We start from the raw sequence: 25,119 nt of genomic DNA, 5'->3' as shown, positions 1-25,119 counted from the left end.
AGTGGCCCCACTCCCTCCTATTCAGCCCCCAGATACCAGTTCCGGTCCCAGCGGTGCGCCCGCAGCTTCTGCACCTGCGCCGGGCTCAGCCCCCGCCCGTCCGCCAGCGCGGCGTTGCGCTCCACATTCGTCACGCTGCGCATCCCCACGATGACTGTACTGACGGCCGGGTGAGACAGCACGAAGCGCAGGCTGGTTTCGGCCAGGGCGTCCGTGGCAATCCCCAGGTCCTGCTCCATGGCCCGCAGGCGGGGTTGCAACTGCGCCTTGCGGTCCCCGCCGAAGTAGCGGTGGCGCCAGTCGCCCTCGGGAAAGGTGGTTTCTGGCGTGATGCGGCCGGTCAGACTACCCTCGTCCAGCGCCACGCGCACAATCACGCCCACCCCATGCGCCTGGCAGGCGTCCAGCAGGCGGTCCTGCGGCGACTGGTCAAAGACGTTGTAGATCACCTGCACGGTGTCCACGGCGCCCGCTTCCACGGCCTTCACGGCGTTGTCCGGCTGGTGGTCGTTGATGGAAATGCCAAAGGCGCGAATCTTGCCCTGGCGCTTCAGGTCGGCCACGGCGGCCTGCCAGTCGCCCTGGCCCAGCCAGCTGTCGTTCCACACGTGCAGCTGCTGCACGTCGATGGTGGGCAGACCCAGGCGTTCCAGGCTGGCGTCGGTCATGCGGGTCACGTACTCGCCGGGAAAGGCCGCCGCAGCGCCCGTGTCCGGCGCGGCAGGCCACTCCATGTTCTTGGGGCTGATCTTGGTGGCCACCAGCGTGCCGGGGTGTTCACGCGCCACCTGGCCCACCAGCCGCTCGGAGTGGCCGTTGCCGTAGCCCATGGCCGTGTCAATAAAGTTGCCGCCCAGCTCGATATAGCGGCGCAGGGCGTTCAGGCTCTCGCCGTCCTGGGCGCCCACCCACATATCGGCGCCAATACCCCAGGCGCCGTAGCCGATTTCGGTGACCTTCAGGCCGGTGCGGCCCAGCGGACGGAGGTGCATGGTCATGGCCCAACTGTAACGATTCAGGGGCCATGAAGCCACGCCCCCATTCTTCATGCCGGCCGGGGGCGTAGCCTGCGCGGGTGACCGCTGCCCTGTCTCCCCGCGCCCGTCAGCTGGCCACGACTGGCCTGATCGTGGGGGTCTTTCTGGCCGCCCTGGAAGCCAGCGTGGTGGCCACCGCCATGCCCAGCGTCATTGGCGACCTGGGCGGCGAGCGCCTGTACGCCCTGCCGTTTGCGGTGTATCTGCTGACCAGCACAGTGTCCAGCCCGCTGTGGGGCCGGGCCAGCGACATCGTGGGGCGGCGCCGGCTGTACCTGGCGGGCGTGGTGATCTTTCTGCTGGGCTCGGCGCTGTGTGGCCTGAGCAGCAGTATGCCCACCCTGATCGGCGCGCGGGCGCTGCAGGGCATCGGGGCCGGGGCGCTGCTGCCGCTGACCCTCACGATCATTGGCGAGCTGTATGCCCTGACCGAACGGGGCCGGGTGCAGGCGCTGATCTCCGGGGTGTGGGGGATCTCGGGGCTGCTGGGGCCGTTGCTGGGCGGCTGGCTGACCGAACAGGCGTCGTGGCGCTGGACCTTCTATGCCAGCCTGCCGTTCGGGGTGGCCGCGCTGGCGCTGGCCCTGCGCTTTCTGCCCGAAACGGGCCAGCCGCGCCCGGCCCGGCTGGACTGGGCGGGCGCAGCCCTGTTTACCCTGGGCAGCGCCCTGGTGGTCTGGGGCCTGGAGGGGCGGCGCTGGGCGCTGGTGGGGCTGGGCGCACTGACCCTGCTGGGGGCGCTGGCCCTGGAGCGCCGCCACCCCGAACCGCTGCTGCCCATGCGCGCCCTGCGCGAGCGGCTGCCGCGCGTGGCCTTTGCCGGCAACCTGCTGGGGGGCGCGGCGTACTTTGGCGTGATTGCCTACCTGCCGCTGTATGCCCAGGGGGTCAGCGGCGGCGGGGCCACGGCGGGCGGCGCCATCCTCACGCCCATGCTGGTGGGCTGGACCCTGACCGCCATCCTGACCGCGCGGCTGGTCAGGACCGTGCCGCTGGCGCGCATCGCGCAGGTGGGCTTCGCGCTGCTGGTGGTCATGTTCACGGCGCTTACCTTCGCCGTTCACGCGCCCCTGTGGGTGAGCAGCGCACTGGGCTTTGCGGTGGGCACCGGCATGGGCTTTGCCATGCTGAGCCTGCTGCTGGCCGCCCAGGAATCGGCGGCGCGCAGCGAACTGGGGGCCGTGACCAGCGGCGTGCTGTTTGCCCGGCAGATGGGCGGCGCCCTGGGCGTGGCAGTGATGGCGCTGCTGATTGGCCCCGCCGCCATTGAAGCAGGTGGCTTCCCGCTGGCCGAGGGGCTGCGCCGCGCCTACGGGCTGGCCCTGGGGCTGGTGGCGGTGGCCTTTGCCCTGAGCCTGGGCCTGCGCGCGGTGATGGTCAGCCGGGCCGTGGAGGGCCAGCCGGCGGATTGAGGCTTCACCGCTGCGGCTCCGCGTTGGTGGGCGGAAGGGTTGGGCGCCGGCGCCGCACCCGCACGAGCATGGCCGCGAACAGCGCCAGCAGCGGGCTCCAGAGGGCCACACGGGCATGCGTCTTCTGCGCGCTGCTCATGCGGGGGCCACACTTTTCCTCGAAGACCCGCTCACTCCACCACTCTGGCGCGGTCAGGCCCCGGCGCAGCACGAGGGCGGTGAGTTCACGCTCGGTCGGCACGACGTCCAGGGAACGGGTTGCCGGATGCACCAGCACGTAGGCAGGGGATTTCTCGGGACCGGAGACAGCCAGGACGGGCTGCCCAGCCGCGCAGCCAAACTTTTGAATCCAGTTCCGGCCACCGAGTTCACGCGGCCAGCTGACCCAGTTGTCCTGGCTGATCAGTGCGTTGTCTGTACCCGATGTGCTGGAGGCAAAGAACCCGCCGCCCAGCGGTGTCCAGTAAAACTCGTCACTTCCCCTCGAGAAGTCAGCAGTGACCGCCTCGTTCCAGATGGCGCCGCCCAGCAGGGCCAGGCCACACAGCAGCGGAAAAAGCAGGGCGAAACAGCCCACCATTTCGGCGCCGCGTCGCCCCCGGGTGGCCCCGCGCACCAGGAGCATCAGGACCGGGCCCAGGACCAGCTGGGCCACGACCACCATCATCAACGCGCCCAGATACAACATACCGGCAGTCTTTCCTGGTCAGCTCTGCGCGCCGTCCACCGAAAGGTGGCGATGGACTGTTTACAGCACGTCGTCGGCGCTGCCGCGCTTGCGCAGGTTGTTCTGGGTCTTGCGCCAGCGCAGGGCCTTGACAATGGCGGGCGCGGCCAGGTTCAGCGGCAGGTCATAGGCGGGATACCACACGCGCTGCTCGGAGAACTTCAGCTTCATCTTGAACACGCCGAATGAATGCTTGTCCTCGTCCAGGGTGCGCGGAATGCCCCAGAAGTCGAACAGTTCGTAGCCCCGGCGCTGGGCGTCCAGCATGGCGTTCCAGTAAAAGGCGTCGGGGGCCTTGGCATCCTTGACCGGGCTGCCGTCGGGGTTGGTGCGGTCGTCGCGCACACTGCCGCCGAACAGGTAGTACGTGCCCTTGCCCATCGCCAGGAAAAAGCCCCCGGCCAGCGCGCGCCCCTCGTGCCGCGACAGCACGATGTAGGCTTCCCCGCCGTGGGCGCTCCCCTCGCGCAGCATGGTTTCGTAGTAGGCGCGGGGAAACGCTCCCAGCTTGGCGCGTTCGTTGGTGGCCGTGAAGATCTCCCAGAAGGCATCGAAGTCATCGTCGCGGCCAGCCACCACGCCCATCTTCTGGGCGGTGCGCACGTTGCGGCGGGCCATGGCGTGCAGGCCCGCGAACAGCTCGTCTTCACTGCGGGTCAGGTCGGCCACGATGGTGTGCTCGGGCTGCTCGCTCTCGGCGCGGCGAAAGGGGCCGTAGGCGTCTGGCAGCACCACCGAATCGTCGGCCAGAAACGGCACCGGGGGCTCTATTTTCAGCAGGGCGTCGGTTGGCCGGGCCACCTTCTTCACGGCGTCGGCCACGGCGGGCAGCAGGTCCAGGCTTTCCAGGGCCGGGCCGCGCGGCGCGTACAGCGTCGAAAAACCGGGCACGAGGCGTTTGCGAATCAGCTGCAGGGCGCCCACGGTGCGGCCGTCGCCCGTGATCAGGTAGCGCACTGGCGTCTGACCCAGGGTGCGCCGCGCTTCGCCGTAGCCCCAGCCCTGCAGGGCACTGGTGATGGGCAGGGACCGCACGGCGTCGTCGTACACGCGTGGATCGGTGGTTTCTTGCAGGCTCAGGCGCACGCGGGGGATTGTAGCAGAGGGCGCGCGCGCCGCCCGGGCGTTCATCACGCGGCCATCATGGCAGGGGCGCGGCGGGACGCTAGAGTACAGGGATGAAACAAGTGCTGCTCACGCTGGCGCTGCTGTCCGGCGCGGCCCTGGCCCAGACCACCCCCTCCACGACCCCGGCGGCGCCGGCCACCACGGCGCCCGCTGCCCCGGCGGCCGACCCCAGCACCGTGGTCGCGCGCGTGGGCACCGAAACCTTCACCCTGGCCGATTTCGACCGGGCCTTCCGGCTGGCCGCCGCGCGGGTGGTGAACGCCCAGGGCATTCCCTTTGAAAACAGCTATCTGGCAGAATTTGCCGGGGCCCGCGCCGATTACCTGAAGCAGTACGTGCGCGACCGCGCGGTGTACCAGCTGGCGCGCGCCGCTGGCAACAAGGTGGACGCCGCCACTCTGGACCGCCAGCTGCAAGAAGCCCGCGCCGACTTCGAGTCTGACGCCGACTTTGCCGAGGCGCTGACCGCCACCGGCTACGCCAGCGCCGACGACCTGCGCGCCGAACTGGAACGCCAGGGCATTGTAGGGGCGTACCTGCAGGGCATTCAGAAGCGTTTTACCTTCGGGGACGCGGTGGTGGCCGGTTACTACAACCTCAACAAGCCCCGCTTTACCCGCGAGGCTGAAGCCTGCGTGAAGCATATTCTGGTGCCCACCCAGGCCGAGGCGCAGGCCATTGCAAAAGACCTGGCAGGCGGGGCCGACTTCGCCAAGATCGCCAGTGACAAGAGTCAGGACCCCGGCAGCGCCGCGCAGGGCGGCGACCTGGGCTGCTTCGGCCAGGGCGAAATGGTGGAAACCTTCGACAAGGCCAGTTTCGCGGGGCCGGTCAACCAGGTGCAGACGGTGCAGTCGCAGTTTGGCTGGCATGTGCTGGTGGTGACCAAGCGCACGCCGGCAGGGCTGGTGCCCCTGGCCGAGGCCGCGCCGCTGATCCGCGAGCAGCTCGCGCGCGAGGCTGCCCAGAAATACCTGGACGCCCAGGTGGCCAAGATCAGCGCCGAGTCCTTTCCCGACCGCGTGACGGTGAAGTAACCCCCACCCCTGCAGCGGCCCCGCCGAGTGTGGCTGGGGCCGCTGCGCTTTTCCGGCGCTCTTTCACACGCCCACTTAACCGGCGCCGCGCACCATGGCCCCACGTCACCCGGAGGTGCCGCCCATGAATGAACCCCAAGACCCCCGCCCTGCCAGCCTCTACCTGCCCGAAGACGACAACGACGACGAGATGATTGGCACCCTGCTGGGCCGCCGCCAGGCGCTGCGCCTGCTGGGCCTGGGGGGCAGCGCCGCCGCCCTGGCTGCAGGTGGTGTGCTGGCGCAGCGGGGTGGCCCACCCACAGGGGGAACCAGCGCCGGCAGCAGTGGCCCCACGGGCCTGCCCGGCTGCGTGGTCCGGCCCGCCATGACCGAGGGGCCGTACTTTGTAGAGGGCGAGCCGCGCCGCAGCGACATCCGCAAGGACAGCAGGACAGGCCGGGTCAGTGCAGGTGTGCCCCTGAAACTGGACTTCGTGACTTCCCGTGTGGCGGTCGGCGGCTGCACGCCCCGGGCGGGGGTTCTCATTGACGTGTGGCACTGCGACGCGCTGGGCACCTATTCCGGGGTGGCGGGCAACGCGGGCGACTTTCTGCGCGGGTCGCAGGTCACCAATGCCCAGGGCCGGGCCAGCTTTACCACCATCTACCCGGGCTGGTACCAGGGACGCGCGGTGCACATTCACTTCAAGCTCAGGCCGCTGAATGCCGCCGGGCAGGCCACGGGCGAATTCACCTCGCAGCTGTTCTTTCCCGAAAGTATCAACGCGGCGGTCTTTGCCCGGTCCCCCTACCGCCAGAAAGGCAAGGCAGATACCCCCAATGCCCAGGACGGCATCTACCGCAACGGGGGCTCGCAGCTGCTCCTGAGCGTGAAGGGCGACCCGGTAGGGGGGTACACCGCCACGTTTGATGTGGGCCTGAACATCGGCTGATACGAACTCCGATTGAATCGCTTTTGTCAGCAATTCAATCCGAGCGGCCTCGAAGAGCTGCTGCGCAGAGCGAGCAGGAGAAACACGGGTTCCGAACAATTCCGCAACGTCTTCCGGAATTGTTCCGACCGGCGGGACTCGCAGAGTTGCGGAACAGAGGACAAGAGACGGAGTTCCGGGCACTGGGCTGGAACAGTGCCCAGGGCGGGAAACATCCCCCTTCTTCCCGGATGTGACAGCCATGGACAGCCATCCGTATGGGCCGCAAAAGAAGGCGCGCGGTGGATTCACAGCCCACTGCGCGCCTTCTTTTCGGTCTTTTGGCTGGAGGACCGTAGAGCGCCCCTTCAGGCCCGCACCTCCATTCCTCTCTGTTGTCTCCTGCCCCTACACCGACTGCACGAGGCGGCGGATTTCCCCGCTGGCAATGTAACTCTTGCCGTCCGGGGCGGTGTTCACTTCATCCACCACGTACAGCGTGCCCTCCGCCCGGATAGAGCGGGGAAAGCGCATGTTCCAGTCGGGCTCGTAGCCGTCCTGCACCACGCGGGCGCGCAACTTGCTGCCCTCTTTCACGCACTGCACCAGAATCCCGCCCGCGCTGCTGTCGGTGGTGTCCAGGTCGGCCACGGTGCGCGCGGCCTTGGTGACGCCGGGGCGGCTGGCGGAACGGGGCGCCCCCCGGCCCCCCACACTCAGGCTCTGCAGGGGGTCGCTCTCGCCGGCGCGCACCAGCCGGCGGATCTCACCGGTCACGCGGTAGAAGCTGCCGTCGGCGCTGGGGTCCAGGCCATCGGCCACGTAGTGGGCGCCCTCGGCGCGCAGGGCACGGGGAAACTGCACGTTCAGCGCGGAGTCAAAGCCGCCCGAAAGCACCCGTACACGCAGCTTACCGCCCTCGCGCACGCACTGCAGCTCCACACCGCTGCCCGGTTCTGCCACCACCGGCAGCGCCAGCACGGCGGTGTCCACCGTGACCCCACGGCCCGTCATGTCGGCGCGGGTGCGCGCCTGGCCCTGGAACGCCTGGTCCATCAGCTCCTTGCGGCTGTCGCCCACCAGGGTCTGCGCGGCAATGCGCCCGGCGTAGTGCTCCAGCTGCTCGATTTCCTCAGCAATTTCAAAGTGCTCGTGCAGGCCCGCTCTGGTCAGCTCGGTCACCAGACCGCGCAGCAGCGCTTCCCCCTGGGCATGCCGACCTCCATCCGCCAGTGTCACGGCGTCTTCCTTGGCGCGGGCAATCTGCAGGCGCGCCAGGTCCAGCGTCACCTCGATGTCGGTGGTCACGCTGGCGTCCAGTGGGCCAAAGGTGGCCTGCACCGGCAGGGTGCCCTCCAGGCGGGCCATGGCGCCGTCCTGCACCGTGTCGGCGCTGTAGGCCACGCGCAGCAGATCATGGGGGCCAGTTGCCAGCCCGGGCAGGTTCAGGCGCAGGCCCAGCAGCTTGTCCTCGTCCTCGTACACGTCGCCCAGGTCCAGGGTCAGCGGCCCGGCGCCGGGCCGGTGCAGGCTCAGCACGTCGCCCACGGTGACTCCGGCGGCCGGCGTGAGGGTCACGGTCAGGTTCTGCGCCACCACGGCCTTCATGGTCTGCAGCTCGAAGCTGAAGACATCTCGCGCGTCGTCGGTGGACTGGATGAAATAGAAGTTGCCCCCCGCTGCGCGCGCCATGCCCATCAGCAGGTCCTCGTTGAAGGACGACCCGAAGCCCAGGGTGGTGGTCGTCACGCCCGCCTCGGCTTTCTGGCCGGCCGTTTTGATCAGCACGTCATCCTTGGTGATGCCCACGTTTGCCTGTCCGTCGGTCAGCACCAGCACGCGGCTTACCCGGTCCGCCGCCGCGCCCGCCTGCACGTGCTCAATGGCCTTGAGCCAGCCGCCCGACAGGTTGGTCAGGCCCCCGGCGCGAATGCCGCCAATCCGGGCTTTCAGCGCCTCGCGGTCCGTGACAGCGGTGGGAGCAATCAGGGTGGTCACCGAATCGTCGTACAGCACCACGCTCAGCAGATCCTGCGGTTCCAGACTCTGCACGACAGCCTGCGCCGCGCGGATGGCGTGTTTCAGGGGTGAGCCGGCCATGCTGCCGCTCACGTCAATGGCCAGCGCGAGATTGATGGGGCGGCGCGCGCCGCTGCCCGGCATCCGGAAGCGCACGAGCAGGTCGGCGGGGGTGGCGTGGCTGTCCAGTAGCTGGGACGGGCCAAAGCTGGCGCTGGCGGTCAGGGCGGGGTGGGTCATGGTTCTCCTGGGAACGGGGAAAGAATGGGGCCGCCAGGGGGCGGGCCGGGGCGGTGTCAGGCTTCCTGGGTGGGCTGGTAGTCGGTCACGCTCAGGCCGGCGGTCCAGGCCACGGCCTCGCGGCAGGTGCGCAGGTGGGGCGGCACGCGCAAAGCGTAGCGGCCACCTGTGGAGGGGCACTGCACCAGCACCGCCACCAGATCCTCGTCATTGTCAAAGGGCACGCGAATCAGGCGGCGCTCACCGCCGGCGTCGTGGTCACGGTCCAGCACCAACCCGCCCACGTCTTCCAGAAAACGGTCTATGCCCAGGCGGTCCAGCAGCACGCGGCGCCGCTGCACGTTGCGCACCGCCATGACCTCGCGGCCATTCAGGGCCTCGGGGGTAAAGGCCACGCGGGCGTCCACCGGCACCTCGTTCCAGCGCAGGCCGGCGCGGATGTGGCCGGGTAACGCGCGCAGGCCGCTGCCCGCCACGTCAATGGTCTGGGTCACGTGCAGGCCGGGGTCCAGCGTGGTCAGCGCGGCGCAGCGCCGCACATCCAGGTGCACCACGCTCACCGCGCCCGTGATGGCGCTCAGGTCGCGGCACCCCGCCACGTTCAGGCGGGTGGCGTGCAGATCGGCGTGAATGCGGCGCAGGCCACTGCCCGACAGGTTCAGGCCCTCGCGGATGGACAGCCGGCCGTCCACCTCGTGCAGGTTGGGGCAGCGCCGGGCACTCACGCGCTCAGCGTGCAGGTCGGCGGGCAGGGTGCTCAGGTGGGCGCAGTCGTCCACATTCAGCGCCGTGCAGCGCAGCCAGTCCGGCAGGGCGCGCAGCCACGCGCTGCCCGCGAGGTTCAGGGGCCCGGTCACCACCAGGGCCGCGAAGGTCTCGCCCCGGCGCAACCGGGCGCGGGCGTCCTCGGGGCTGAGGGTCAGCGGGGCCTGGGGCTGGCTGGCCGGGCGTCCTGACGGCGCCGGGGCCAGCTGGACAGGCGCCGCCGGAGCCGGCCGGTCCGCCGGGTCAGGGGCCACCTTCCGGGCTTCCGTCCCCGGGCGGCGGATGGTGCGCCCGCCGCTCTGAAAGCGGATCATTAATCCAGCACCACGCGCACAGACCCGGGGGTGTATTCGCGCTGCTGCCACACGCGGTACCACCCGGCTGGCAGGCGAATAGGCGCGTGCTCCTCGTGGCTCAGCGTGGCCTGCGGCGCCGTGACATGCAAGAACTGATCGCGGCCTGGGGCCGGGGTGGGGGCGGCGCTGTACAGCACCGCCGCGTTCAGGTCGCGGATCTGGTGGCGGTGGCCGGTGACCTCGCCGTGGGCCAGGGTCAGGTGCGGCTGGCGGTGCAGGGGCGCGGTAGGAGCAGAGGTGGCCTGAAGCAGCACGTCGCCGTGGCGGTAAAGGGGGGATGACATAGGACTGACCTCCTGTGCAGCTGAACAGACAGACGAAGGGTAACACAACGCTCAATTACGCTTACAGCATAATCCGTGGGCAGCGATTTGTCAAAGGAACCACCTTTCGGCGGGCTTCAGGGTAGGCCGCTTCAGGCGAGCGAGTGGACGGCTGCCCAGCGCGCCTGCACCAGGGCCATCAGGTCGTCCAGGGTGTGCGCGGCCCGCAGGTCCTCGGCGCCCAGCCAGGGCCGCAGCCCCCCGCCCTGCTCCACAAAGGCGGCGGGCAGGGGCACCCCGGTCAGGCCGTGGCGCGCGCGCAGCTCGTCGCGGTGCAGAAACGTCACCTCGGCCCCCAGGCCCTGCACAAAGGTTCGCCATTCGCGCCGCATCCCCAGAGGCCCGTAGGTCACGGCGCACAGCTGGCAGTCGTAGGTGTGCGGCGAAACCGTTTTGTGCCACAGGTCCTTCAGGCCGCTGAGCACGCCACCATCGGCGTTGTACACGAAGACGAGGTGGGGGCGGCTCATGGGCCCACCCTACGGGGCGCGGGCGGGGCCTGTCTGTGCTTGTGCCTGCCGTTGCGGCGGCCGGGCCGCTACCTTGGGGCATGACGGACACCGCCCGCAAGCACCGACTGAACTGGAACAGCCACCACGTCACGCAGGGCGACGAGCGGGCGCCCAACCGCGCCATGCTGCGCGCCGTGGGCTTTGAAGACGGCGATTTCGAGAAACCCATCATCGGCGTGGCGCACGCGCAGAGCAACATCACCCCGTGCAACAACGGGCTGGGCGAGCTGGCCGACCACATCACCGGGGCCATCCGCGAGGGCGGCGGCATGCCGCAGATTTACGGGACCATTACCGTTAGCGACGGCATTTCCATGGGTACCGAGGGCATGAAGTGCAGTCTGGTCAGCCGCGAGGTGATTGCCGATTCCATCGAGACTGCCAGCCGGGGGATGTCCCACGACGGCCTCGTGGTGGTGGGCGGCTGCGACAAGAACATGCCGGGCGCCATGATTGGCATGGCGCGGCTGAATATTCCGGCCATCTTCGTGTACGGCGGGACCATCAAGCCGGGGCACTACAACGGGCAGGACCTCACGATTGTCAGCGTGTTTGAAGCGGTCGGTGCGTTCGGCGCCGGCAAGATCAGCCGCGAGGAATTCACGGAGATCGAAAAGCGCGCCTGCCCCGGCAATGGCAGCTGCGGCGGCATGTACACCGCCAACACCATGAGCAGCGCCTTTGAAGCCATGGGCATGAGCCTGCCGTATTCCAGCACCATGAGCGCCGTAGACGCCGAAAAGGCCGTCTCCAGCGCCGACAGCGCCCGCGCCCTGCTGCGCCTGATCGAGCAGAACATCCGCCCGCGCGACATCCTGACCAAACAGGCGTTCGAGAACGCGATCACCGTGATCATGGCCGTGGGCGGCTCCACCAACGCGGTGCTGCACCTGATGGCCATCGCCCATGCCTGCGACGTGGCCCTGAGCCTGGACGACTTCGAGCGCATCCGGGCGCGCACCCCGGTGTTCTGCGACCTGAAGCCCAGTGGGCGCTATGTGGCCACCGATCTGCATGTGGTGGGCGGCATTCCGCGCGTGATGAAGATGCTGCTGGCAGCGGGCCTGCTGCACGGCGACTGCCTGACGGTGACGGGGAAGACGGTGGCCGAGAATCTGGCCGACGAGCCGGACGCCCCAGCGGCCGACCAGGACGTGATCCGGCCCTTCCATCAGCCCATCTACACCGAGGGGCACCTCGCCATCCTGCGCGGCAACTTGGCTCCCGAAGGCTCGGTGGCCAAGATCAGCGGCCTGAAAAGCATCAAGATCACCGGCCCGGCGCGCGTGTTTAACAGCGAGGAAGAGGCCATGCAGGCGATCATGGGTGACCAGATTCGCGCGGGCGACGTGCTGGTCATCCGCTATGAAGGGCCCAGGGGCGGGCCCGGCATGCGTGAGATGCTCTCCCCCACCAGCGCGATCATCGGCAAGGGCCTGGGCGACGCGGTGGGCCTGATCACCGACGGGCGCTTTTCGGGCGGCACCTTTGGGCTGGTGGTGGGGCACGTGGCCCCCGAAGCCTATGTGGGCGGGCCCATTGCGCTGGTGCAGGAGGGCGACACCATCGAGCTGAACGCCGAAACCCAGGTGCTGAACCTGCAGGTGGACGCGGCCGAGCTGGAGCGGCGCCGCGCGGCGTGGGTGGCCCCGGCGCCCCGCTACACGCGCGGGGTGCTGGCCAAATACGCCAAGCTGGTCAGCAGCGCGGCTGTGGGGGCGTACACGGATTGACAGGCAGATAGAGGGGACGCAGTCAAGCGCGCGGCCCCTGGGCTTTACCGTAGGGTAAAGCGTGCCGATCCCGGATTACCAGACGTTCATGCGGCCCCTCCTGGCGCTGCTGGAAGACGGCGAGCCGCGCCGGATGCGTGATCTCTACAGTCGGCTGGCGACCGACTTTCAGCTGACGTCCACAGAACTGGCCGAGATGCTGCCCAGTGGACGTCAGCCCACCTACATGAACCGCATTGGCTGGGCCAAAACGTACCTGCTCAAAGCGGGCGCACTGCAAAGCGCCCAGAGGGGCAGCGTGCAGATCACGCCGCGCGGGCGCGCGCTGCTGGCCGATCACGCGGAGCCGCTCAATACCAAGAGGCTCTTTGCCTTCCCGGAATTCATTCAGTTTCAGGGGGGTAACCCACTGGCCCCCGAACACGCCACCCCGACCCCCAGCCTTTCACCGGATGAGCAACTGGCCACTCTGGCTGCCGAACTGAACAGCACCCTGCGCACAGAACTGCTGACCCAGGTCACGCAGCTCACCCCCAGTCAATTTGAGCGGCTGGTGGTGGAACTGCTGGTAGCCATGGGGTACGGCGGCAACGCCCGGGACGCCGGGCAGGCCCTGGGGCGCAGCGGCGACAACGGTGTGGACGGCCTGATCAAGCAGGACCCGCTGGGACTAGGCCGCATCTATCTGCAGGCTAAGCGCTGGCAGAACGTGGTTCACAGTCCAGAGATCCGGGGCTTTTCGGGAAGCCTGACCTTTCACAAGGCCAGCAAGGGGGTGTTTCTGACCACGTCATCGTTCAGCGAGGGCGCGCGCCAGACCGCCCAACAGATCGGCAACATTATCCTGATTGATGGACAGACGCTGGCCGACTACATGATTGAGTACGGGGTGGGCGTGCTGACCCGCGAGACCTACCACCTACGCCGGCTGGACAGCGAATATTTCGAGGAGCTGTAGCCGGTGACTCTGGGCATTGTGGAAACCGCCAGCGGGCGACTTCAGGGTCAGGTGGTCCAGGCTGGCCTGCACGCCGCCCGCGCATGGCTGGGGGTGCCCTACGCCGCGCCGGCACGCGGGGCCCTACGCTTTGCACCGCCCGCGCCGCACCCGGGCTGGCGCGGCGTGCGGAACGCGCACGCCTACGCGCCGGACGTGCTGCAGCCGCTGGACCCATCGGTCACACTGGTGCCCTCGGCCGAAGGCAGTCTGGCGCTGAACATCTGGGCGCCGCCCGAGGGCCAGGGCCACCCGGTCCTGCTGTGGCTACATGGCGGCGCCTTTCGGGCGGGCAGCGGCCGTCTGTACGACGGACGCGAGTATGCGGCGCGCTGTGGCGTGGTGGTGGTCACGGTCAATTCGCGGCTGGGCCCCCTGGGCTACGCAAACTTTGGGGGGCTGTTTGCCGACGAGCGCTTCACGCCCAACGCCGGGTATCAGGATCAGGTGGCGGCCCTGCGCTGGGTGGCGGCCAACATCGCGGCCTTTGGGGGCGACCCGGCGCGCATCACGGTGGGGGGGCAGTCGGCCGGCGGCGTGGCCACAGCCCTGATGCTGCGTGACCCGCACGCGGCGCCCCTGATGGCCGGGGCCATCGTGCAGAGCGGCACGCTGAATCAGGTGGGCAGCTGGGAGAACAGCCTGGGGATAGCGCAGGCGTATGCCCAGGCACTGGGGGTGCTGCCGGGGCACGCGGACCGACTGTTCACGTTGCCCCCCAGCGCCTTTGTGCAGGCCCTGCACCGGCTCGAACAGATGCGGCCCCGGCGCCTGAATTCCCGCCCCTTTCTGGATGGCCGCGTGCTGCCGGGCCGCCTGGAGACGCTGCTGGCAGGCCCGGCCGCCCCGGTGCCCCTGCTGCTGGGCGCCACGCGCGAGGAGTATTCCCTGTTCGTAAAAGTGCCCGACCGCATCTTTCCCCGCACCGACCGGGCGCTGCTGACCCGGGCCATGGTGCCGTACTTGGCGCCGGGTCAGGTGCAGGCCGTGCTGGCACACTACCCCGATACCCCGGACGGCCTGGTGGCGCTGGGCACCGATCTGTTTTTTCAGGTGGGCCACGACGCCCTGCAGGGCGCCCACCCGCCAGCGGCTCCGGTGTTCCGCGCCCGCTTCGACTGGGGCACGCGGCTGTTTGGCCTGGGCGCCACCCACGGCATGGATCTGCTGTTTCTCTGGCCCCGGCCGCTGGGGCACGCCTCGGGGCTGCTGCGGGGGGGGCAGGCCGGGCGCCGCTCGGCCCTGGCCCGCCAGTTGCAGGCGGCGTGGGCGGCATTTGTGCAGACGGGCCAGCCGGGGCCCGACTGGCCCCGTTACACCGCCCAGCACCCAGCGGTGGCGTGTTTCGATCTGCCCGGGCTGACCGTGACCACGGCCGGCGAACGCGAACGCCGCGCCCTGTGGAGAGACGCCCTGATTCCCATGCCGTAGGCGCGGCCAGAGCAAACCCGGGCCGGCAACCCCGCCTGGTACAGTGACCGCTGTGAACCGAACACAGAGGCGGGCGCTGGCGCTGGGCGCGGTGGTGGGGGCGCTCGCCTGGACCACCGAACGCGCCGCGCGCTGGTCGGGGCTGGGCACCGTGCGCCGGGGCCGCAGCGCCCAGCCGGGCATAAGCCTGCTGCTGCGCGGGGGGCCGGACCCCCAGGTCACGTCCGCCCTGCTCAGCCACCTGCAGGCGGCGGGCGTCACCGCCACCTTCCTGTTTGAAGAGGGGGCGGCCCGCGCCCACCCGGCGCTGGTAGAGCAGGCCGTTCAGGGGGGGCACACCGTGCTGCCCCTGGTGGGTGGCCCCGGCCACAGTCCCTGGGCCCTGGCCCGGGGGCTGCGGGCCGCCCAGCCGGCATTCGCCGCCCTCACAGGCACGCCTCCCACCCTGTTTGCCCCGGGCCCAGGGGTGGGTGGGGTGGTGGCCGCGCTGGCTGGCCGCTGGGGGGGGCTCACCCCGGTGGCGGCCAGGCACCGCAGCGCGTGGGGCACGCAGCCGCGCGGGCTGCGCCCGGGGGCCCTGCTGGAGCTTGAGGGCACGGCGCCCGTGGCTGTGCCCCACCTGCCTCTCCTGCTGGCCGACTTGCAGGCGCGCGGCTATGAGATCCGGGGCCTGGGCGAGCTGCGCGGGCTCCGGCCCGAGGCGCTGCGGGACCTGCCCGCCACGGCCCTGCAACTCGTGGACGTGCTGTATGACCGCGTGGGGGGTATTCGCCGGATTGGCGGGCATGCCAGCAGTCTGTTCCGGGTGGGGGCCGCGCCCTATCCCCTGGCCGACGTGACGGTGCCGCACCCGGGGCGGCCCGGGGGGCTGACCCTTCGCCGTGGTGAACCCCTGACCGAGTTTCACCTGGACAGCGCCCGCCTGGTTGAACTGGCTGAACGGCCCCTGGCCGGCCGCCGCATCGTCACCCACTCCATCCGGGATCTGGCGGCCACCGTGCGCGATGACCCCGATTGCCGCGAGCGGCCAGCGGTCTTCAGTATCAGCATCTTCGCAGACGTGCTGGCGCTGTACGGGTTCACGGTGGTGGACCTGCCCCCCGCCCACCGGCGCCGCCTGACGTGGTGGTCGCGCACCCTGCGCCGGGCCTACGGCGTGTCCGACCCGCACAAGGCCCATGTGCCGCGCCTCGCCGTGATGGCCCGCGAGGAGTTGATTCGGCGCCATGCCACCCACTGGGGGCACCCGGTGGCGGAAGAGTAAACATTTGTAAGATTCTGGCAACCGCTCTTTTGCAACAGTAAAGCCGGGGGCGTGTGTTTGCCAGGTTCTGCCTGGGCGCTATATAAATAGCCACACCCTGCATAAACTCACTTCAATCCTTCTGGGATAGCCAAAGGGCTCGCCTGATCGCCACAATAGACCCTGGAGTGTTTTCTTCAATGTTCTCCTTTTCCCCTTCCCGGCCAGGAGGCCCCTGCATGAACCGAACCCTTCCCTTGCTTGGCGTGACCCTGGCCCTGCTGACAGGGTGCTCGGCGGGCCCCAGTGCGCCTGCCACGCTGCTGCCCCGCTATGACACGCTGGCCCAGGTTCCCCTGCAGCCGGGCGACACCCCGGAGCAGCTGGCACAGGCGGTGGGCGGCACGGTGCTGTCCTGGCCAGCCCCGGACTGCACGGGTGAAGACTGCACGGCGCTGGTGGGTCTGAACACCCCCAGCCGTCAGGGCCTGCGCGCCCTGGGCGGACGATCGGCCCAGCTGGAACCCAACCGCGACGTCTTTGGCGGCGGCGGCACCATCACCGCCAGGATGAATGGATCGCTCAATGTCTGGTCTGGTGGGTCGCTGAACGCCTGGTCCGGCGGCAGCCTGAACGCCTGGTCCGGCGGCAGCTACACCCCCCTGCCCGAGAACACGGCCATCTGGCAGAAGGTGGGGCTGGAGCGGGCCCACGCCATGGCGCGCAATCTGGGCGCCGGGGTGACGGTGGCGGTCATTGATTCGGGCATTGACCTGGCCCACCCGGCTTTTGCCGGCACCTTGACCGCGCCGTCCACCTGGCGGGACTTCTACAGCGGCGACGCGGTGCCCCAGGAAGAAGGGGTGCTGGGTCAGGGTGCCTACGGTCACGGCACGAACGTGGCGGGCATCGTGCTGCAGGTGGCGCCCCGGGCCAGAATCCTGCCCCTGCGCGTGCTGGGCCCCGACGGTTCGGGTGACGTGGTGATGGTGGCGCAGGCGATCAGCTACGCCGCGCAGCAGGGCGCCCGGATCATCAACCTGAGCCTGGGCAGCGATGAGAACTCGCCCACCGTGCAAGACGCCGTGCGCCGGGCGGCCGAGCAGGGCGTGATGGTGGTGTCCTCGGCGGGCAACAGCAACCTGGAGCGCATCACGTCGCCGGCGGCCCTGGCCGAGGCCAAGGGCACCCTGGGCCAGAACCTGCTGAGCGTGGGCAGCGTGGACCTGCGCGACCTGAAGTCGAGCTTTTCCAACTACGCCGAGAATCTGGAGATGGTCGCGCCGGGTGAACAGGTCGCGTCGCCCGCACCGGGAGGCCGCGTGGCGGCCTGGAGCGGCACCTCAATGGCCGCGCCCATGGTGGCGGGTGGACTGGCCCTGGCGCTGGGCGAGTCGCTGACCGTTTCGGTCAAGGACCTCACCAAGAAAATGGCCGAATCGGCGTTCGATGTCTACAACAACGGCGCCAACAGCAGCTACAAGGACCGTCTGGGGGTCAAGGGCCGCTTGGACCTGCCTGAATTTTTGAAAAACGTCATCCGGTACTGAGCGGCGTGGCGGCCCAGCACCCGGCATCTCCGACCCGTGTTCCGCACCCTGTCGAAGTGCTGATTGACTCCAATCCGGCGGCGGCGGTGCAGTGGCTTGAAGGCCCAGAGGCGCACACGCTGGACGAGGGGCGCCGCGCCCTGTGGCTGGGCCGCGCCCTGTACGCCGCTGGCGACCTGCCGGCGGCGGCCGGGCACTTCGCGGCGGCCGTCAGCGGCTTTGCGGCGCAGCGGCAGACCGAGGAGCTGGCAGAAGCCCAGCTGTCACTGGGCCGGACGTTCCTGGCCCTGGGCGACCTGGAGGGCGCACACAGCGCCCTGCTGAATGCGGTTGAACTGGCGGCGCAGCTTGGGTTGCCCGAACTGCAGGCGACTGCGCTCAACCAGCTGGCCGCCGTCAGCTATCAGCGCGGCGAACCCGCACAGACCCTGCGGTACCTGCACCAGTCCCTGGACCTGCGGACCCGGATTCAGGATGTGACGGGGCAGGTTCATTGCCTGACAAACATCGGCACGCAGCACACCCGACTGGGCCACTACAAAGAAGCCCTTGAGCACCTCAATCAGGCTTACCTGCTGACCAAAACCCTTCCAGATAACCCGGCCCTGGAAGGCCCCATCCTGATCAATCTGGCGCAGGTTCATCATATGAGTGGGTCCCATCAGCTGGCCTTCGAGGTGATGCGCGACGCCTCCAGGGTGGTCCACGAGGGCCAGGACGCCCAGCAAAAGGCCATCAGCGCCCTCAATCTGGGGGTGTATGCCCTGGAGGTCGGCGCCCTGGACGAAGCGCGCGAGCACCTTGAAGCTGCCCTGGCCCAGAGCCGCGCCCTGGGATTTCGTATGGGTGAAATCAGCGCGCTTGATTCCCTGGGCACCCTGGCCGAGCGCACCGGGGCACCCCATGAGGCGCAGGCGGCCTACGCCACGTCGCTGGCGCTGGCTCTGGACATGGGGTCTGCACAGGGCCAGGTGGACGCGCGCCTGAATCTGGGGCGACTGCACCTGCGCGCTGGACAGCTGGACGCTGCACAGGCGCAGCTGCTGCAGGCGGAGGAACTGGCCGTGCACGCCGAGTTGCCCAAGGAGCAGATTCTGGCCGCCGAAGCGCTGATGAGCCTGCACGAACAGCGCGGTGATCTTCAGCAGGCGCTGACGTATGCCCATACCCTGCGGGGCCTGGAGCGGCAGCGCTTTGACACCGAGCGGGAGCGGGAGACGCGCCAGCTGTCCATTCAGTTTGAGGTGGAGCGGGCCCAGCAGGACGCCCGGCTGTATCAGATGCGCACGGCCATGGAACAGAGCGCGCGCGAGGCCGCCGAGCAGGAGGTGCGGGAACGAACAGCCGAACTGGCCCGTGCCCAGCACGAGGTGGTTACGCGCCTGGCCATGGCCGCTGAATACCGCGATGACACGACGGGTGAGCATACCCGGCGGGTGGGCCGAGCGGCGGCCCGGATTGCGCATGCGCTGGGCTGGCCCGAAGCCCAGGCCAGTGTGCTGGGGGTGGCGGCCCGGCTGCACGATGTGGGCAAGATTGGCATTCCGGACCGCATCCTGCTCAAAAAAGGCCGCCTGAGCCCGGCCGAGTACCGCCAGATGCAACACCACACCCTGATTGGTGGGCGCATCCTTTCCGGGGGCCACTCGGCGCTGCTCCGCCTGGCCGAGGAGATTGCGCGCAGTCACCACGAGCGCTGGGACGGCAGCGGCTATCCCCTGGGACTCCAGGGCGAAGCCATTCCCCTGCCCGGACGCATTGTGGCGGTGGCAGACGTCTTTGATGCCCTCATCCAGTCCAGGCCCTACAAGGCGGCCTGGACCCTGGAACAGGCCCTGCAGGAGCTTGAGGCGCAGGCCGGGCGGCAGTTTGACCCGCAGATCGTGGCGGTGGCGCTGCGCGTGCTGCCACAGGTGGACGCAGCGCCTTTTTTCAATGCAGACCACGAGCTGCTGCTGGCCGAGGAAGACGTCTCACCCGTCCTGGGCGTGTTTGAGCAACTGCTGGCCGAACGCATCGCCAGACTGCCCATCCACCACGAGCCGGACCCGGAAACGGACTGATCCGAGTTCCGAAACATTCCGTCACGGCTTCCGGAATTTTCCGACCGGAGCGACTCACAGAGCTGCGGAGCAGAGCAGGAACAGAGATGGATGTCCGGGCATTGGAGAAACATCCAGTTCTCTTCTGGATGTGACGCAAATGGACGGCAGTCCGTATGATTGGCGCACCCAGTCTGGATTGCGCCTTCTGCCTGACTGCCCTGGTGCTGCCCCAGGGCCAAACGCAGCGCGGCCTGGTCCTGGCTTCACGATCAGACGGGGGTTCTGGGCTGTCTGGGCCATCAGCATGAACCAGCCGTTCGGACCGCTTCAGGCTAGAGGCGATCAATCCAGCGTTTATGCCCCTCCACCAGTGATGGACAGGGCGACGTATCAATCGCCTGACTTGCTGTTCCCGGCTCCGCCCTGCCCGGGCGCTGGACGGGCCACCTCGGCCCAGGTCCATAACCCGGCGGCGCTCATGGCGCGCAGGCGGCGGCGCAGGTCCTCGTGCTCCCGCAAAAAGGCGTGCAGTTCGGCGTCACTTCTGAGCGGCAGCCCGGCTTTGCGCAGGGGCTCCAGATCTGGCCAGGGGGGCGGGGGGGGCAGGCGCCCGCCCTGGGTTTCGTGGAAGGTGCAGCTCAGGCTCTCCACACTGGCCAGGGCCCGGCGCAGCCCGTGGGGGCACTCGCCCTTCAGGGCCCCCAGCAGAATCAGCAGCGCCTCGCCCAGCGCCGGCAGGTGCAGGTCCAGGGCGTCCTGGGCCTGGTGGTCCCGCAGCCGGTGCAGGTAGGGCGTGTTCAGGTGCGCGGCGTCCACCCGGTTGAGCACCGTATGCAGGTCCACTGTCAGGCTGTGCAGGCCCCGGTCATGGTCGGTGTAGGCATTCACGATCAGCGCCTGCGCGCCGGGCCCGGCGCGGTGCAGGGCCAGCGCCAGCTCGCGCCGGTCGGCGCGCGCCTGCGCCACCGGCACGATAAAGGTGATGGCAAAGGTCAGCAGAAAGAAGCCAGAGATGGCGGCGATATCAGTCAGGATGCGCCACAGCGGCCGGGGCGCGATAATCTCGCCCAGGCCCAGGGTACTGAGGGTGTAGCCCACAAAATAGAAGGTGGCCAGAAAGGTGGCCGGCTGCCCACTGTCCGCGCCGACCAGGGCCCCCGGCTGAGACCAGAAGATCAGCGTCCAGCCCAGCCACATCAGCGCGGTCCACATGACCAGCGACCCTGAAATCAGGACCGGGGTGCTCCAGGCCAGCGCCGCCCGGCGGCCACTGCGCCGCGCGACCAGATGCAGCGCCGCGTACAGGGCGCGGTGCACAGCGCGGTTCAGACGGCCCTCGCCCGCCTGAATACAGGTCACCATCAGGTCCACCAGCACCGCCAGCACCAGCAGAAACCCAGGAACCCACAGCAGTTGGCGCATGGCCGGTATTGTCGCGTGTTCCGGCAGGGCCCCGCGAGGCCGGCTCCCTTCATGTTCCTGTGCTTGCTGGCAGCGGGCGACCCGGCCGCCCAGGCACAGGGCTTGAGCCTGTTCCGGTTCCAACTCGGAACAGCACCCAGGAGCGCCCTTCCTCGCCCAGAGGCGTGAACCGCTTCCTTCTGCGCTACTCGCCCCCGATACAGCTTCCGAACCATGCCGCCGGGCGTGACGGGATTTGTCTGACCAGAGAACCTCGCAGACCTGCGGCGCAGAGCAGGAAAAGAGACAGCTGTCCGGGTCCGGGCGTTGGGCTGAGACAGCGCTGAAGGCGGGGAATATCCGGGCTTTTTCCTGGATGTTCCGGAACAGGAGGGCCGTCCGGCTCAGGTCAGTTCGGCAAAGACCGCGCGGCTGATGACCAGTTGCTGAATCTCGCTGGTGCCCTCGTAAATTTCGGTCACCTTGGCGTCGCGGTACAGGCGCTCGACCGGATACTCACGGCTGTAGCCGTTGCCCCCGAAAATCTGAATGGCGTCTCTGGTGCCGTCCACCGCCGCCTCGCTGGCCAGCAGCTTGGCCATGCTGGCTTCCTTGCCGTAGGGCTTGCCCTGATCTTTCAGCCACGCGGCTTTCAGCGCCACGAGGCGCGCACTTTCAATCCGGGCAGCCATGCGGGCAATCTTGAAAGAGACACCTTCAAATTCACGCAGCCTCTTGCCGAACTGCTCGCGTTCATTCGCGTAGCGTGCGCTGTGTTCCAGCGCGGCGCGGGCAATCCCCAGGGCCTGCATGGCAATGCCGATGCGCCCGGCGTCCAGACTGGCCAGCGCGATCACCAGCCCCTGGCCTTCCTCGCCCACCATGTGGGCGTGGGGCACACGCACATCTTCAAAGGTCACGGTGGTCGTGTGGCTGGCGTGCAGGCCCAGTTTCTCTTCGGGTTTGCCAAACGACAGGCCCGGGGTGCCGTTCTCCACGATGAAGCACGACACGCCGCGCGCCCCGCTGCCGCCGGTGCGGGCCATCACCAGATAGGTGTCGGCCTGCCCGCCGCTGGTAATCCAGGCTTTGGTGCCGTTCAGCACCCAGTCTTCACCGTCGCGGACCGCCTGCATCCGGAGGCTGGCGGCGTCACTGCCCGCGCCGCTTTCGGTGAGGCAGAAGGCGCCGATGTGCTCGCCACTCGCCAGCGGCTTCAGAAAACGCGTTTTCTGCTCGTCGCTGCCGTAGCGCAGAATCATCTGTTCGGGCAGGCCGTTTTGCACACTCACGATCACCGCCACGCTGGCATCGGCCGCCGCAATCTCTTCCAGGCACAGGGCGTAGGTCACGCTGTCCAGGCCCGCGCCGCCCCAGCGCTCAGGAACGGTGGCGCCCAGGAGGCCCAGTTCAGCCAGCCCGCGCAACTGTTCGCGCGGGTACTCGCCGCTGCGGTCGTACTCGGCGGCCTTGGGGGCAATTTCGGCGCGGGCATAGTCGCGCACATGCTGCACGATCAGCCGCTGGTCGTCGCTGAGCGCGAAGGTCATGCCGGGGGCGTCGGTGACGGTCATGGGTGCAGGCTACCAAACGGGCGTTAGGGAGATTGGGGGAACAGAGGGACGCGGGGGGCGGGCGGCAGGGCGCAGGGAAAGGGCCGGCAGAGGCGGGCAGCTGACAGGCGACTCGTTGCGTGCTTCGGCTCTCCTGTTCACGTCCGCCTGGGCCGGGGCGCACAACTGTCGCAGGCTCAGCCGCACGCCGGACAGCCTGAGCAGAGGAACAACGTGCCTCCAGGCGGGGCGTTCACCAGTCGGCTCTTCCCCCATGGATGGGCCTTGCCGGCGGAAGCTGGATCAGGCTCGGCCTCTCCACACCCGGCACTCCACGTCCTACCCCCTTTCTTTCACAGCTTCCCTCAGCGCCTCCTCAATGCCCCGCCCGCGCCAGCCGGTCTCGACCTGCGCGGCCTCGCCCCCGGGCCAGCGCAGGTGGGCGCCGATCACGGTGCCGCCAGCAATGGCCAGGGCGGCGGCGCTCAGCGCTTCAGCGCCCACCTGCGGGCACAGGCGCGCAGCGGCGGCGCGCAGGGCCGGGGCCAGGGGCAACGGGGGGCAAGTGACACGAACGCGGGCGGGCAGATTCACGCCCGCAAGTCTAGCGTTCTCCTTCTTTTGGAGGGCGCACGTCCCGGCCCCGGTGCCTTTACAATGCCCCGCAATGATCGGGGGCGGCGGGCAATGGCACAGACTGAAGTAAGAGGGCGCGTGTGGCGGGTGCTGGGCTGGCTGCTGTGCCTGACCCTGTTTGCCCTGGCCGCTGCGCTGGGGCTGCTGACCCTGGGGCTGCTGGCCTCGATTTCGGGGGGTGGGCCGCTGTGGCTGCGCTCGCTGGGGGCGCTGGTGTTGCCGCTGGCCCAGGGTGCCGGAGTGACACACTGGGGAGGCGTGGCCCAGGCACTGGCCCTGATGGGCCTGACCAGCACCCTGGCCGCCGCCGCCGCCTACGTGAAACCGCGCCTCTGAACGGAGCACCTCATTCTCATGTTGACTGAGGCGCTCCTCATGGTGCGTGGTACGATTGTGGGGTTTGTACCGGAGGCAATGTGAGGCTGTCTGAAGACATTGGAATCGACCTGGGAACGGCTACGTTCCTGATTTACAGCAAGAGCCGGGGCCTGGTGTTGCAGGAGCCCAGCGTGATTGCCATGGCCCGCGACAACAAGCAGGTCAAGGCTGTGGGCGAAGAAGCCTACCGCATGATCGGGCGCACGCCCGGCGGCATCGTGGCGGTGCGGCCCATCAAAGACGGCGTGATTGCCGACGAGGGCCTGACCGAGAAGATGATTTCCATGTTCCTTCAGAAGGTACAGGGCAGCGCCGGTCGCCTGTTTGGCTTCAAGCCGCAGCTGATGCTGGGGGTACCCAGCAACGTCAGCGACGTCGAGAAGCGCGCTGTGCTGCGCGCCGCGCTGAACTCCAATGCCAAACGCGCTTTTCTGATTGAAGAACCCCTGGCCGCCGCCATTGGCGCGGGCTTGAAAATTGCCGAACCCGTGGGCAGCATGGTCGTGGACATTGGTGGGGGCAGCACCGACGTGGCCGTGATCTCGCTGGGCGGCATCGTGGTGTCTGAATCCATGCGTGTGGCGGGCAATGAATTCGATGAAAGCATCATCCGCTACGTGCGGCGCAAGCACAACGTCCTGATTGGCGAGCGCACCGCCGAAGAAATCAAGGTCAAGGTGGGCGCGGCCATGCTGCTGGACGACGCCGAGAACCTCACCGCCGAGGTGCGCGGGCGCGATCTGGTCAATGGCCTGCCCAAGACCATCAGCCTGGACAGCACCGATGTGGTTGAGGCGCTGTCTGAACCCGTCACCAAGATCGTGGAGGGCGTCAAGCGCGTGCTGGAAATCACCCCGCCCGAACTGGTCAGCGACATCATTGACCGGGGCATCGTGATGACCGGCGGCGGCTCGCTGCTGCGCAACTTCGATGAACTGCTGCGCCAGACCACCGGCATTCCGGTGGCCGTGGCCGAGAACGCGGTGGAAGCTGTGGCGGTGGGCACGGGCATGGCGCTGGAAATGATTCCGGTGCTGGGCGACAGCCTGGTGAGCAGCGACAACTACCTGCGGCGGTAAAAAGACAGCCATGGGCCAGAGGCTCTGGGCCATGAGGTGGGAGAGGGTCGCCCCGGCGCGCTCTCCCCTGTTTTTGCCCATGGCTCATGGCCCAGAGCTCAAAAGGAGGTTCCATGTCCCCCATCCTGATTCAAGAAGTCCTGCAGACCCTGCCCCACCGCTTTCCGTTCGTGCTGGTGGACCGGGTGCTCTCGGCCGAGGGCGGCACTGTGCACGCGCTGAAAAACGTCAGCGTGAACGAGCCCTACTTTCCCGGGCACTTTCCCCAGGAACCGGTGATGCCGGGCGTGCTGATCGTGGAAGCGATGGCGCAGGCCAGCATGTTCTGCCTGCACGGCCAGCTGGAGAGCGGCACCGTGGGCTACCTGGCCGGCGTGGAAGGTGCGCGCTTCAAGCGCAAGGTGATTCCCGGCGATCAGCTGCACCTGCACGCGCGCCTGGAGTACCTGCGCCGGGGGCTGGGCAAGACCATCTGCCGCGCCGAGGTGGACGGCGCCGTGGCGGCGGAAGCAACGATTCTGTTCGCGGTGGCGAAAGGGTGAACGGGGTGTGGGCTGTGGGCTGTAGGGTGTGGGGAAAGGCGCAGCAAGCTGAAGTGGCCGCT

The 25,119-nt window shown here is 68.6% G+C and carries 22 protein-coding genes; 12 read left to right on the top strand and 10 right to left on the bottom strand.

Features of this window, described 5'->3' with window-relative positions:
* Positions 1-17: 17 nt before the first annotated feature.
* Positions 18-992 carry an aldo/keto reductase gene (locus tag C8263_RS01485; RefSeq protein WP_107136478.1) on the bottom strand — a complete coding sequence of 325 codons (975 nt, stop codon included), beginning with the start codon at positions 990-992 and terminating at the stop codon, positions 18-20.
* Between the two features lie 83 nt (positions 993-1,075).
* On the opposite strand from C8263_RS01485, the gene C8263_RS01480 reads away from it, so the two are divergent.
* The gene (locus C8263_RS01480; protein WP_107136307.1) at positions 1,076-2,449 is read left to right on the top strand and encodes an MFS transporter; all 1,374 of its coding nucleotides are present in this window, start codon (positions 1,076-1,078) and stop codon (positions 2,447-2,449) included.
* A 4-nt stretch (positions 2,450-2,453) separates the two neighbouring features.
* On the opposite strand, the gene C8263_RS01475 is transcribed toward C8263_RS01480, so the two are convergent.
* Together C8263_RS01475 and C8263_RS01470 are read right to left on the bottom strand one after the other, a co-directional pair.
* Positions 2,454-3,137 carry a hypothetical protein gene (locus C8263_RS01475; protein WP_107136306.1) on the bottom strand — a complete coding sequence of 228 codons (684 nt, stop codon included), beginning with the start codon at positions 3,135-3,137 and terminating at the stop codon, positions 2,454-2,456.
* 60 nt (positions 3,138-3,197) lie between these two features.
* A complete protein-coding gene (locus C8263_RS01470; RefSeq protein WP_199188260.1) occupies positions 3,198-4,262 on the bottom strand; it encodes a lipid II:glycine glycyltransferase FemX in 1,065 nt (354 codons plus the stop codon).
* 92 nt (positions 4,263-4,354) lie between these two features.
* Between C8263_RS01470 and C8263_RS01465 the strand changes: the two genes are divergently transcribed.
* Complete coding sequence (locus C8263_RS01465; protein WP_107136304.1) at positions 4,355-5,341, top strand: peptidylprolyl isomerase; 987 nt, start codon at positions 4,355-4,357, stop codon at positions 5,339-5,341.
* Between the two features lie 124 nt (positions 5,342-5,465).
* The gene (locus tag C8263_RS01460) at positions 5,466-6,275 is read left to right on the top strand and encodes an intradiol ring-cleavage dioxygenase (RefSeq protein ID WP_107136303.1); all 810 of its coding nucleotides are present in this window, start codon (positions 5,466-5,468) and stop codon (positions 6,273-6,275) included.
* A gap of 387 nt (positions 6,276-6,662) precedes the next feature.
* Here C8263_RS01460 and C8263_RS01455 read toward each other — a convergent pair whose 3' ends face one another.
* From C8263_RS01455 to C8263_RS01440, 4 genes are all read right to left on the bottom strand, one after another.
* A complete protein-coding gene (locus tag C8263_RS01455) occupies positions 6,663-8,513 on the bottom strand; it encodes a VWA domain-containing protein (RefSeq protein ID WP_107136302.1) in 1,851 nt (616 codons plus the stop codon).
* A 56-nt stretch (positions 8,514-8,569) separates the two neighbouring features.
* Positions 8,570-9,592: a DUF6745 domain-containing protein gene (locus C8263_RS01450; protein WP_107136301.1), complete on the bottom strand. Its 1,023-nt coding sequence runs from the start codon at positions 9,590-9,592 to the stop codon at positions 8,570-8,572.
* Positions 9,592-9,918 carry a DUF8820 family protein gene (locus tag C8263_RS01445; RefSeq protein WP_107136300.1) on the bottom strand — a complete coding sequence of 109 codons (327 nt, stop codon included), beginning with the start codon at positions 9,916-9,918 and terminating at the stop codon, positions 9,592-9,594. The genes C8263_RS01450 and C8263_RS01445 overlap by 1 nt, the downstream gene beginning before the upstream one ends.
* Before the next feature lie 131 nt (positions 9,919-10,049).
* Entirely contained in the window at positions 10,050-10,427 is a 378-nt protein-coding gene (locus C8263_RS01440) for a hypothetical protein (RefSeq protein ID WP_107136299.1), read from the bottom strand.
* Positions 10,428-10,507: 80 nt separating this feature from the next.
* Between C8263_RS01440 and ilvD the strand changes: the two genes are divergently transcribed.
* From ilvD to C8263_RS01410, 6 genes are all read left to right on the top strand, one after another.
* Positions 10,508-12,202 carry a dihydroxy-acid dehydratase gene (gene ilvD / locus C8263_RS01435; RefSeq protein ID WP_107136298.1) on the top strand — a complete coding sequence of 565 codons (1,695 nt, stop codon included), beginning with the start codon at positions 10,508-10,510 and terminating at the stop codon, positions 12,200-12,202.
* A gap of 61 nt (positions 12,203-12,263) precedes the next feature.
* Positions 12,264-13,160: a restriction endonuclease gene (locus C8263_RS01430; protein WP_107136297.1), complete on the top strand. Its 897-nt coding sequence runs from the start codon at positions 12,264-12,266 to the stop codon at positions 13,158-13,160.
* Between the two features lie 3 nt (positions 13,161-13,163).
* The gene (locus tag C8263_RS01425; protein ID WP_107136296.1) at positions 13,164-14,630 is read left to right on the top strand and encodes a carboxylesterase/lipase family protein; all 1,467 of its coding nucleotides are present in this window, start codon (positions 13,164-13,166) and stop codon (positions 14,628-14,630) included.
* Between the two features lie 52 nt (positions 14,631-14,682).
* Positions 14,683-15,894: a polysaccharide deacetylase family protein gene (locus C8263_RS01420; RefSeq protein WP_146160546.1), complete on the top strand. Its 1,212-nt coding sequence runs from the start codon at positions 14,683-14,685 to the stop codon at positions 15,892-15,894.
* A 218-nt stretch (positions 15,895-16,112) separates the two neighbouring features.
* Complete coding sequence (locus C8263_RS01415; RefSeq protein WP_107136294.1) at positions 16,113-17,423, top strand: S8 family serine peptidase; 1,311 nt, start codon at positions 16,113-16,115, stop codon at positions 17,421-17,423.
* 56 nt (positions 17,424-17,479) lie between these two features.
* Entirely contained in the window at positions 17,480-19,486 is a 2,007-nt protein-coding gene (locus C8263_RS01410; protein WP_158263718.1) for an HD domain-containing phosphohydrolase, read from the top strand.
* 372 nt (positions 19,487-19,858) lie between these two features.
* Here the strand turns inward: C8263_RS01410 and C8263_RS01405 are convergent, their stop codons facing one another.
* The 3 genes from C8263_RS01405 to C8263_RS01395 all read right to left on the bottom strand — a co-directional run bounded on the left by C8263_RS01405 (position 19,859) and on the right by C8263_RS01395 (position 23,016).
* On the bottom strand, positions 19,859-20,890 hold the full coding sequence (locus tag C8263_RS01405; protein ID WP_233218571.1) for a potassium channel family protein: 1,032 nt from the start codon (positions 20,888-20,890) through the stop codon (positions 19,859-19,861).
* Positions 20,891-21,273: 383 nt separating this feature from the next.
* On the bottom strand, positions 21,274-22,443 hold the full coding sequence (locus C8263_RS01400) for an acyl-CoA dehydrogenase (protein ID WP_107136293.1): 1,170 nt from the start codon (positions 22,441-22,443) through the stop codon (positions 21,274-21,276).
* Positions 22,444-22,761: 318 nt separating this feature from the next.
* Positions 22,762-23,016, bottom strand: coding sequence for a hypothetical protein (locus tag C8263_RS01395; protein ID WP_107136292.1), 255 nt, complete (start codon positions 23,014-23,016; stop codon positions 22,762-22,764).
* Between the two features lie 93 nt (positions 23,017-23,109).
* Here C8263_RS01395 and C8263_RS01390 point away from each other — a divergent pair, with 93 nt between their 5' ends.
* From C8263_RS01390 to fabZ, 3 genes are all read left to right on the top strand, one after another.
* Positions 23,110-23,394 (top strand): hypothetical protein, encoded by a 285-nt coding sequence (locus tag C8263_RS01390; protein ID WP_146160545.1) that lies wholly within the window; start codon positions 23,110-23,112, stop codon positions 23,392-23,394.
* A gap of 80 nt (positions 23,395-23,474) precedes the next feature.
* Entirely contained in the window at positions 23,475-24,515 is a 1,041-nt protein-coding gene (locus C8263_RS01385; RefSeq protein WP_107136290.1) for a rod shape-determining protein, read from the top strand.
* A 113-nt stretch (positions 24,516-24,628) separates the two neighbouring features.
* Positions 24,629-25,057: a 3-hydroxyacyl-ACP dehydratase FabZ gene (fabZ, locus tag C8263_RS01380; protein WP_107136289.1), complete on the top strand. Its 429-nt coding sequence runs from the start codon at positions 24,629-24,631 to the stop codon at positions 25,055-25,057.
* Positions 25,058-25,119 lie beyond the last annotated feature (62 nt).

The sequence above is a fragment of the Deinococcus arcticus genome (assembly GCF_003028415.1).
In the GTDB taxonomy this organism is placed as follows: domain Bacteria; phylum Deinococcota; class Deinococci; order Deinococcales; family Deinococcaceae; genus Deinococcus; species Deinococcus arcticus.
The sequence above is the reverse complement of the archived record's forward strand: the minus strand, read 5'-3'. Positions and strand labels throughout refer to the sequence as shown.